Below are 10,307 nucleotides of genomic sequence, written 5' to 3'. Positions count from 1 at the left end.
AGCTTATTATTGACTAGAGTCATGCTCTGCCGGGATCCCTTCTTCGTCGAGTATTTTATCTGCTTGGATCCCACTAGGGCTGAGCTGGGTCGGCTGGCCCCCAAATGCGAATTGAGCCATCGGCGCCACCACTGAGAAGGGTCTGCCCATATCGCTGCGCGACGCTTCCGCGACCGGGGCCAAACAGCAAGACGCTCACCATCCAAGTCTGGCCGCCCAGGGTGCGCAACTGTTCTCCGCTGCGCAGATCCCAGAGCTTGATCTGGTGAGCGCGGTAATCGGTGCCGCTGGCGAGCAAGCGGCCATCAGGGCTGAGGGCAAGGGCGGCCAAGCCGGACAAAGTCTGGGGCAAGGTGCGCTCCAAGGATCCCGTGCCCAAGTTCCAGACCAAGATGCCACCGGTACTGCCAGCGAGCAAATAGCGGCCATCTGGGCTCAGAAGCACCTGCTCGATGGGGTAGTCGGCCTTTAGGGTTTCCAGCAAGGCCCCGCTGCCAGGATCCCAAAGGTGAACGGTGGGATCTCCATTGGCGGCCACCAAGATCCAAGGGGAGGTCCCTTCAGATTGGTGGGAAGTATTCATACGGGTAGGTCTTGGGCCAAGGGCCACTGCTGTAATGCCAGCCCTCTGAGGGGTCTCCTGGGCGGCAGCAGTGGGAGGCGCCAGGGTGCGGATCAACTGGCCGTTGTCGGCCTGCCAAAGGCGGATGGTGCGGTCGGCGCTGCCACTGGCAATCCAACGACCATCGGGGCTAATGGCGACACTGTTGATCAACCCGGTGTGCCCTTGCAACTGCAGCCGCGCCAGCACATCCCCAGGCGAGAGAGCCGGATCCCCCAGGGTCGCCAGATCCCAGACCCGTACCGTCTTGTCTGCCCCCCCACTCACCAAAAAGGTACCATCTGGGCTGATGGCCAGTGCCTCAACGGATCCCTCGTGGCCTGCCCAGCCCTGGAGCAGTTGGCCAGCCTGGGGATCCCAAAGCCGGATCACGCCGTCGTCTCCCCCGGCAGCAAGGAGATTTCCATCCGGGCTGATGGCCAGAGCAGTGACGGCGACAGGGCCTTCCAGCGTAGCCTTGAGCTGCAAAGACTTGGCCCAGTCTGCCGGGTCGTTATCGCTACGCGACGCTTCCGCGACCGTGACGGCGGTGGGGACGGAGGCATGAGAACCGTTCTCGCGAGTAGGACGGAGTCCCAGGCCGTTGCGCTTTGCCGGGCCAGAGGATCCCGTTCTCGTGAGGGGGACAGAATCCTTGGGCTCCCCCCGCAGGCCAAGGTTCGCCCTCATCTGCCATACCCCTGCCACCGTCAACGCCAGCAAAGCCGCCAAGCTGCCTCCTGCCCAAACCGGTGGGATCCGGGGACGCGCCCGCAGCGATACCGGAGAACGCGGTGGGGTGGTTGGCTCCTGTAAGGGCTCGGCGGCGACAGGGCTGGGCTGGGACAGGAGTTCGGCGGCAGGGGGGCTCTCGGCGGGGGGCAAAGCCTGCAAAGCGGCCAGAGCTGCTGTTGCTGAAGGAAAGCACTGTTGTGGGTTGCAGCTCACCAAACGATCCAGAAAAGCAGCAAAAGGAGCGCTAGTAGAGGCCAGATCGTGCCAGCGCAACTCCCCCGTCAACGGGTCGCGAAACAGCTTCTGGGGCGGGATCCCGCAGAGGGCCTGCAGGGCAATCAGCCCAAGGGCATAGAGGTCGCTGCAATGCCTGGGGCCATAGGGGTTCCCGAAGCCAGAGCCGGAAAAAGCCAGACCCTGTTCCTCACCCCCCCACTTCAACAACACCCATCGGCCATCCGCCTGACGGTAGATCAAGCGAGAGGGCTGCAGGTTGCAGCAGCTCACCCCTTCCCCATTCAGGAAGGCCAAGGTTTGCAGCACATCCTGCAACAAGGCTCGTACCTCAGCCTCTGTCCAGTCGTGCCCCCAATGGCAGTGCATTTGGCGGGACGGAGTCGTTAGCTGGCCCCTCTCGGTTGCGTTACCTAGCAATAGAGCTTGTTCCAGGGTGGGCCCTTCAACCCATTCTTCCACCCAATAAAACTCCCCCTCTTGCTCAAAGCAGGCCAACAGGCGGGGGATACCCTCGTGGGATCCCAAGTGTTCCCGCAGGGCCGCTTCTTGTTGAAAGAGATGCCGCAGCGAGGCGGAGTCCTCACCCCGTTCGCGGTGCAGAGCACTTTGGCCGGGCTGCCAGCGCCTGATCACCACCCGAAGCCGCTCAGGGTGATGGCTATCCTGTGCCAAGTAGGTTTGTCCGCTGGATCCCAGTGCTTCTAAGATCCGATAGCGGCCACCCAGGGTCTGCCCTACCATGGGGAAAGTACGAACCTTTGCTTTCCGACCCATCATGCCATAGCGACGCCAGACTCAGGCCAACCGTTCGCGGTGCGGAGCACTTTGGGCCGCTTTCGGTCAACTTTCTCCCTGGAGCAGGCTGAGTTGCTCAGCGACCTGGGGGATGTTGTTGCAAAACCTGCTTCAAATATCGCCCTGTATGGGATCCGGGGTGCTCAGCCACCTGTTCTGGAGTGCCAACGGCGATGATCTGGCCGCCGCGGTCGCCGCCCTCTGGCCCCAAGTCAATAATCCAATCAGCACAGCGGAGAATGTCCAGGTTATGCTCGATCACCAGCACGGTGTTGCCTGTATCCACCAGCCGTTGCAGGACGTTCAAGAGTTTGTGGACATCGTAAAAGGACAAGCCGGTGGAGGGCTCATCCAGCAGATAGAGGGTTTTGCCGGTGGAGCGGCGGGCCAGTTCTGCGGCCAGCTTGACCCGTTGCGCTTCCCCACCGGAGAGGGTAGGAGCTGACTGGCCCAGCTTGATGTAATCGAGGCCCACATCGGCCAAGGTCTGCAGGATCTTGGCGGCAGGAGGCAGAGCCGAGAAAAAATCCAGCGCCTCCCCCACCGTCATATCCAGGACTTCGGCGATGTTCTTGCCCTTGTACCTGACCTGCAGGGTTTCGCGGCTGTAACGGCTGCCCCCGCAGACTTCGCAGGTGACGTACACATCGGGCAGGAAGTTCATTTCAATCACGTTCACCCCCTGCCCTTTGCAGGCTTCACAGCGCCCCCCCTTGACATTGAAGGAAAAGTGGCCGGATGGGTAGCCTCTGGCCTTGGCATCCAAGGTTTGGGCAAAGGTTTGGCGGATGGGATCAAACAAACCCGTGTAGGTGGCAGGGTTGGAGCGGGGGGTACGGCCAATGGGAGATTGGTCGATGACGATCACCTTGTCGATGTGTTCGATGCCCTCAAGTTCTCCCATCTCCGCGGGTTGGGGCACCTTGTGTCCAAGATGGTGCTGCAGGGCAGGGTAGAGCAATTCGTTGACCAAGGTGGATTTGCCGGAGCCGGAGACGCCTGTAACACAGACCAACTTGCCCAGGGGGATCTCCACATCGATGTGCTTGAGGTTGTTTTTGTGGGCATTGGTGAGCTTGAGGGCAACCGCTTTCCCAGCCCGCCGCTGCCCAGGGGTAGGGATCCGCAGCCGCCCCGAAAGATAAGCTCCGGTGATGGAGCGCTCGCAGGCCATGATGTCCGCCAGGGATCCCTGGGCCACCACTTCCCCCCCGTGGATGCCGGCCCCAGGGCCGATATCGACGATGTGGTCGGCGGCACGGATGGTTTCTTCGTCGTGTTCCACCACGATCAGGGTGTTGCCCAGATCTCGCAGGCGAAACAGGGTTTGCAACAGGCGCTCGTTGTCCCGCTGGTGGAGGCCAATCGAGGGTTCGTCCAACACGTAGAGCACCCCCGTCAAGCCGGAGCCCATCTGGCTGGCCAGCCGGATCCGCTGCGCTTCGCCCCCGGAGAGGGTCATGGCCGGGCGGGCCAGCGTTAGGTAGTCCAGGCCCACATCCACCAAAAACTGCAGCCGGGTTTTGATCTCCCGCAGCACCAGCTCGCCGATCTGCACTTGTCGCGGGGTAAGTTTCAACTGCTCCAGGCGGTGCAGGCAGTCGCGGATGGAGATCTCGGTGAGATCGGTAATGCGGTAGCCGCCGATGCGCACGGCCAGAGCTTCCGGCTTGAGACGGGATCCCCCACAGGCGGAACAGGGACGGTAGGTGAGGTAGGCTTCCAGCTTTTGCCGATAGATTTCGGAAGTGGTTTCCTGGTAGTGCCGCTGCAATTGGGGAATCACCCCCTCATAGCGGCGATAGTACCCCCGGCCTCGGTACTGAGATTCTACCTCGGCGATGTAGACCTCCTGGTCGGCGCCGTAGAGGATGATCTGCTGTTGCTGGGGGGTGAGATCACACCAGCGGCTGCTGAGGTCAAAGCCAAAAGCCTTGGCGGCTCCCGCCAACAAAGCCAGATAGTAGGGGTTCTCCCGCTCTGCCCAAGGGGCGATGGCCGCGTACAAGGGGAGCTTGGGATCGGGCACGATCCGCTCGGGGTCGAAGATGGGCTCAAAACCCAGCCCGTGGCAGACAGGACAGGCCCCAATCGGCGAGTTGAAGGAAAACAGGCGCGGCGACAGCTCGCCCATCACCGAACCGTGCTCCGGGCAGGCAAATTGCTCAGAAAAAATCAGCTCCGTTGGCTTGCTGTTCAGGTATTGCCCCGCCGACTCGGCCACCTTTTGCAGCAGCTGTTCTCGCTCCTCTTCCCGCGGCAGCAGCTCCACCACCGCAATTCCTCCCGACTGGCGCAGGCAGGTTGCCAGAGAATCGGCCAGTCGCTCCGCTATGTCGGGGCTCTTGACCAGCCGATCCACCACAACCTCAAGGGTGTGGGTTTTGTTTTTGGCTAACTCGATCTCCTCGCTCAGATCCCGCACCTGGCCATCGACACGCACCCGCACAAACCCCTGGTGTCGCAGGCTTTGTAACAAGTTGGCGTGGGTGCCCTTTTTTCCTTTCACCACCGGCGAGAGCAACTGAAACCGCGTCCGATCCGGCAGGGCCAGGATCTGATCCACAATTTGATCCACCGTCTGGGGGGCGATCACCCGGTTGCAATGGGGGCAGTGAGGGATCCCAGCTCTTCCGTACAGAAGCCGCAGGTAGTCGTAGATTTCGGTAACGGTGCCGACGGTGGAACGGGGGTTGTGGCTGGTGGACTTTTGATCGATGGAGATGGCCGGACTCAGCCCTTCGATGCGATCCACATCCGGCTTGTCCAGTTGCCCCAAAAACTGCCGCGCATAGGCACTGAGGGATTCCACATAGCGCCGCTGTCCCTCGGCAAAGATGGTGTCGAAAGCCAAGGAGGACTTGCCCGATCCGGAGACGCCGGTGAACACCACCAGGCGATCGCGCGGGATCCGCAGGTTGACATTTTTGAGGTTGTGCTGCCGCGCCCCCACCACATGAATTTCGTTTTGGCTGGACATCTCACCACCTTTTCGCGCAGCGTGTCACAGGTATCCCGTCGAGACCGGCGAGTAACAAAATCTTAACGATTCTTAGCTAACGATTCTAATGCTCTTCGCTTTGTCCAAAAGGGGATCCCAGCCGACCAGGGGACGACAAATCGGTAGCAAAAAAGACTTGGCTATGCTGGAAAGGATTGAATCCCAAGGGCCATGACCTGGACACTGCCATCCGTTCAAAAGGTGTTTGTTTACCTGTTGGTGGGGATCGCCTTCACGGCCCTTTGTCTGGGGGATCAGGCTCTGTCGCCACCGGTCATTGCCGTTTGCTTGGCCGCAGGGGCCTGCAGTTGGTTTTGGGAGCCGCCAAGGATTGCTTTTGCCCGCTATGCCCCCCTGTGGATGCCCCTGACGGTGGCGGTGTTGCTTAGCCTGCTGGCTTTGGTTATCTTTGGGATCCTTGCCTTTTCCGATGGGGCCATTGGCTTGGTGCTTTACCTAACGGGGGCCAAGCTGTTTCAGCGGGAACGGGCAGCCGATCACATCCAGTTGGCGGTGCTGTCTCTGCTGCTGATGGCCATTGCCACCCTGTTCAACGAAGACATCAGCTTTGGGCTGCTGTTTTTGCTGTACGTGGGGGTAGGGCTAATCAACCTCACCCTTTACCACCTGCGCCTGCAAGCAGAGCAGCACCCGCAGGCAGCCAGCCAAACCCGTGGCATCAACCTCAACTTTTTGGGCTTTCTCGGATCCCTGGCTTTGCTGGCGGTGATCCTGTCCGTGGCTTTGTTTTTCTTGTTCCCGCGGGTCAGTTTAGGAATCCTGGGTCGCCAGGCCCGCTCCCCGGTGATGACCACCGGCTTTGCCGAAGAAGTGAGCCTGGGAGAATTCGGCACCCTCAAAACCGATAACACCGTTGTCATGCGGGTGGAGTTTCCTGGAGGGGTGCCACCCCAGGTGGATGCCCTCTACTGGCGCGGGATCAGCTTCGATCGCTACGATGGACGGGCCTGGTCGCGAACGCTAGACCGCTTCATCCCCATTTTCCCCAACGCAGCAGGGGTATTTGATCTCTCTGCCTCCAGCTTGATCCCCACTGCTCCCGACCTGCTGCTTCTCCCCTTGGAGCAGCTTATCTATCTGGAGCCGCTGGTCACCAACACCGTTTTTGGGGTGGCCCCGCTGGTGGAGATGGAATGGCTGGAGCGGGGCGGAGCAGCGACGGTGCAACAAGCTTGGCAACGGCAGAATCGCCGCCTCATCCTGAGCGAGACCGGAGATGTTGGCCATTCTCTGCCTCGGCAGGTGCCCCATCTTTACCGCGCCCGGAGCCGGATCTCAAGGGAGTTAAGCCCGCGCTTGCGCCGGCTAGGCCACGCGGAGCTGTTCAGTGCTCTCGACCCAGTCCAACAGGCAGCCTATCTGCAGTTGCCAGCAGACCTGGATCCGCGCATTCCCGCCTTGGCTGAAGACGTTACCGCTGGGATCCCCGATGTCTTTGGCAAGATGACCGCCTTGCAGAATTACCTGCTGGAGAACTACGCCTATACCACCGATCTGCCGGATCCCGGCCCTGAACCGCCTTTGGAAGCCTTTCTGTTCACCCATCGGCGGGGCCACTGCGAATATTTCGCCACAGCCCTGACGATACTGGCCCGCAGCATTGGCATCCCGGCCCGGATGGTGAATGGCTTTTTGGGCGGGCGCTGGGTGGCGCAGGAAAATTATCTGGCAGTGCGCAATGCCGACGCTCATTCCTGGACGGAGATCCCCTTTGGCTCCTACGGGTGGATCATTTTCGATGCCACACCGGCAGAGGCCAATGTCAGCCGGCGGGAAACCTGGTGGGATCCCCTTCAAGATTTCTACGACAGCTTGCGCTTCCGCTGGTTTAAGTACGTCATCCAGTACGACCTATCCACCCAGCGGCAGATCTGGCGGCAGATCCAGGAGCTGGCCAGCGCTGTAGCCGCCTCTCCGGATCGAGAGGATGTCGGTGCTGGCTTCCGTCGCAGCCTGGTTGCCTTGGGGCAAACGTTGCAGCAGAATGGCCTGCCGGTGTTGGGGGTGGTTTTGATCACCGGATCCATGGCCTATTGGGGTCGCCGCCGCCGCTATCGGGCTTTGCGCTGGCAGGATGGGGGGTGGATTCTGTTGGCCACTGCCGGCAATGGGGTTTTGCTGGGATCCCTGTGGCAGCCTCCGCCCCCCTGGCCCACCTGGATGGTAGGGATCCTGCTGCCAGGGCTGACCTTTGCTCTGGTGCGCTGGAGTCCGGCGGCTCTACCCAAGTCGCAGCAGCGCCGCCAGCTTATCTCAAGGCTTTATCTGCAACTGCGGGATCTGGCGACGGCGGTGGGGATCCCAGCCCACCTAGGCCCTGAGGCCTGCCTGGAACACTTGCGCCACTCCGACTTACCACAAGCCCAGGTGGCCATCCAGTTCTTGGAGCGCTACCTGGAGGTGCGCTTCGGTGGGATCCCGTTGGAGGTGGGGGAACTGCAGCGCTGGCAGCAGCAACTCAGACAGCTTAGGCAAGCATGGCAGCCACTGGCCAAAAACCCCGCCATCACCTCCAGAAGAGCCACTTGACCAGAGGGACGGCTGCGCCTTAGAACAGGTACCCCAAAAGCCCTGCAAGAAGCCTTGACAGTTATGAGACAGTTAAGAGATAGTTAACGTTAGTTATAGACCCCGTAAGCTGCACTGTCAGACGGGGAAGTCGCTCAGTGGCGCACTCGCTTCAGGCACGTTTCGCGCTGCTGCATTGCCATGCCCTTGCAAACTCATCTGAAGCTGTGTTATGTTTTTTAACGTTCAGCTTCGAACGAGCAAGGGCGTGTTAGCTATGCGTAGCTATTCTTTGAGGGCGGCTTTGGCTGCAACTTTGTGTCTGCTGTCCTCGTCAGTTTTTTCCTCTAGTGTGGCTCAAGCGGCGCCTAAGCCAACCGGCAACGGTGCAATCTTCTTTCACCCAGATGGAACCTCAGCTTCCCACTGGGACATCACACGCATTCTCTACTACGGCCCCGATGGCTTTCTGAACTGGGATCGTCTTCCCGTGATTACCACCTATCGCGGGCACCTTCTTGACCAGCTTGGAGGAACTTCCAACGCCGGAGCGGTGATCCATGCCACGGGAACCCGTGCCCACGCCAAGAGCTTTGGGTTGGATCCGGACGGCAAAGAGTACCCCTCTGCCAACGGTACCCTGAACACGATCATGGAAGATGCCGTGGCGGCAGGCTTGGGTACGGCTCTGGTGCAAACGGGATCCATCATTGAGCCGGGGACGGCTGCCTTCGTTGCCAAAGCTGCCAAGCGCAGCGACTATGAGGAGATTGCCCTGCAGGTGGTGGAGTCAGGGGTAGACATCATCCTCGGCGCTGGCGAGGAATGGCTGCTGCCGGAAGGTGTCCAGGGCCGCTTTGGCCAAGGGAAGCGCAAGGATGGCCGCAACCTGATTGAGGAGGCCAAGAAAAAGGGGTACGCCGTTGTCTACACCCGCGACGAGCTGCTCAAGCTGCCGGCTGATGTTTCCAAAGTTTTGGGGGTGTTCAACGTCGAGGACACCTTCTACGACAAGCCAGAGGAAGAGCTGCGCGCCCAAAACCTGCCCAACTACATTGCCAGCGCCCCCACCATTGCCGAGATGACCGAATTTGCCCTGGCGCGGATCTCCCGCAATCCCAAGGGCTTCTTCGCCGTCATCGAAGAAGAGGGCACCGACAACATGTGCAATAACCTCAATGCCTCTGGCTGCCTGGAGGCCATGAAGCGGGCCGACGATGCCATCGGGGTGATTCTCAACTTTATCGAGAAGAATCCCAAGACCTTCATGATCACCACCAGCGACAGCAATGCCGGTGGCATGCAGTTGGTGGATGTCGAGTCCGCCGAGGAGCCGCTGCCCCCTACTGACCCCGAAGGCAGTGGTGCCCCCATTGACGGGGTTGACGGCACCGGTAGCAAGCCGTTCATTTCCGCTCCCGACAAAAATGGCAAGCGCTTTCCCTTTGCCGTGGCTTGGGCTACCGGAGATGACGTCGGCAGTGGAGTCATCGCTCGCGCTGCGGGCTTGAACGCCCAAGAGTTGGTGCCGACCACCGGGATCCTGAACACGGACATTTATCGGATTCTCTACTTCGTGCTCTTCGGGGAGCGCATCCCCAGCGAGCTGAAGCCCTAGTGTCTGCTGTGGTCACCTGCCTTGGGCGGGTGTTTGCCCCACAAGCTCTGTCCGTCACGGGGGATCCATCCAGTGGATCCCCTTTTTTTATGAGAACCACATAACGGCGAAGGGGCTAGCTCAGCAAAGCAGATAGACGTAGTTCATTTTGCGTTAGAACTGTACTACAGTGGGCTATCATGGAGCCGAGACTGTCCTTTGGGTTTGAGTTTGTTCCACCAACGCGAACTGCGATCTTCAACCATGCCCACTCCCGCTGACTCCTCTCCATCCCCCCTTCTCCAAAGCGACGAGGTTCTCAAGCCTGAGGACTCTGTTCCGCTGAGGGGGACGGTATTGGCGGCCCGTGAGCCTTTTTTGGGGCTGTTGCGGGATCTGGCGCGGGCCTACCAAGCTTTTGAAAATTACGCCGGGGTTCACATTCGGCAAATGGGGCTGACGGCCCCCCAATTCGATGTGTTGGTTACCCTTGGCAATACCCCTGGGATGACCATGAATGTCTTGGCCCAAAAAACGCTGGTGACCAAAGGGACACTGACCGGCATTGTGGATCGCCTGGAACAAAAAGGGCTGGTGCGCCGGGAAGTGCCCCCGGAAAACCGACGCTGCTTTAAGGTCGTGCTGACAGAAGCGGGGGAAAAACTGTTTGAGGAAATTTTCCCGGCCCACGTCGCCTACTTGAAAGAGCGCTTCCAAAAGCTGGATCCCTCGGAGATGGCGCAGATCCAGGCTTGCCTTAAAAAACTGCAGGCTATTTTCTAGCGCTTTCAGCTAGAAATCGCAGGAGCCCC

Annotated in this window: 5 protein-coding genes; 3 read left to right on the top strand and 2 right to left on the bottom strand. The window is 60.2% G+C overall.

Going from position 1 to position 10,307, the window contains the following annotated elements; translation table 11 throughout:
* Positions 1-73 precede the first annotated feature (73 nt).
* Both NW815_RS04645 and uvrA read right to left on the bottom strand, forming a co-directional pair.
* Positions 74-2,314: a hypothetical protein gene (locus tag NW815_RS04645; protein WP_414415762.1), complete on the bottom strand. Its 2,241-nt coding sequence runs from the start codon at positions 2,312-2,314 to the stop codon at positions 74-76.
* 130 nt (positions 2,315-2,444) lie between these two features.
* On the bottom strand, positions 2,445-5,348 hold the full coding sequence (uvrA, locus tag NW815_RS04640) for an excinuclease ABC subunit UvrA (protein WP_414389278.1): 2,904 nt from the start codon (positions 5,346-5,348) through the stop codon (positions 2,445-2,447).
* A 192-nt stretch (positions 5,349-5,540) separates the two neighbouring features.
* Here uvrA and NW815_RS04635 point away from each other — a divergent pair, with 192 nt between their 5' ends.
* The 3 genes from NW815_RS04635 (at position 5,541) to NW815_RS04625 (ending at position 10,278) form a co-directional block, all read left to right on the top strand.
* Positions 5,541-7,919: a transglutaminaseTgpA domain-containing protein gene (locus NW815_RS04635; protein ID WP_414389281.1), complete on the top strand. Its 2,379-nt coding sequence runs from the start codon at positions 5,541-5,543 to the stop codon at positions 7,917-7,919.
* Positions 7,920-8,175: 256 nt separating this feature from the next.
* Positions 8,176-9,516, top strand: coding sequence for an alkaline phosphatase (locus tag NW815_RS04630; protein WP_414330273.1), 1,341 nt, complete (start codon positions 8,176-8,178; stop codon positions 9,514-9,516).
* Between the two features lie 243 nt (positions 9,517-9,759).
* Positions 9,760-10,278 (top strand): MarR family winged helix-turn-helix transcriptional regulator, encoded by a 519-nt coding sequence (locus NW815_RS04625; RefSeq protein WP_238376932.1) that lies wholly within the window; start codon positions 9,760-9,762, stop codon positions 10,276-10,278.
* Positions 10,279-10,307: the final 29 nt, after the last annotated feature.

Source organism: Synechococcus sp. R6-7 (assembly GCF_047461695.1).
GTDB lineage: Bacteria > Cyanobacteriota > Cyanobacteriia > Thermostichales > Thermostichaceae > Thermostichus.
The sequence above is the reverse complement of the archived record's forward strand: the minus strand, read 5'-3'. Positions and strand labels throughout refer to the sequence as shown.

Excerpts from the sequence above, each read along its gene's own strand:
- uvrA (WP_414389278.1), bottom strand. The coding sequence starts at position 5,348 with ATGTCCAGCCAAAACGAAATTCATGTGGTGGGGGCGCGGCAGCACAAC.
- NW815_RS04645 (WP_414415762.1), bottom strand. The coding sequence starts at position 2,314 with ATGGTAGGGCAGACCCTGGGTGGCCGCTATCGGATCTTAGAAGCACTG.
- NW815_RS04635 (WP_414389281.1), top strand. The coding sequence starts at position 5,541 with ATGACCTGGACACTGCCATCCGTTCAAAAGGTGTTTGTTTACCTGTTG.
- NW815_RS04625 (WP_238376932.1), top strand. The coding sequence starts at position 9,760 with ATGCCCACTCCCGCTGACTCCTCTCCATCCCCCCTTCTCCAAAGCGAC.
- NW815_RS04630 (WP_414330273.1), top strand. The coding sequence starts at position 8,176 with ATGCGTAGCTATTCTTTGAGGGCGGCTTTGGCTGCAACTTTGTGTCTG.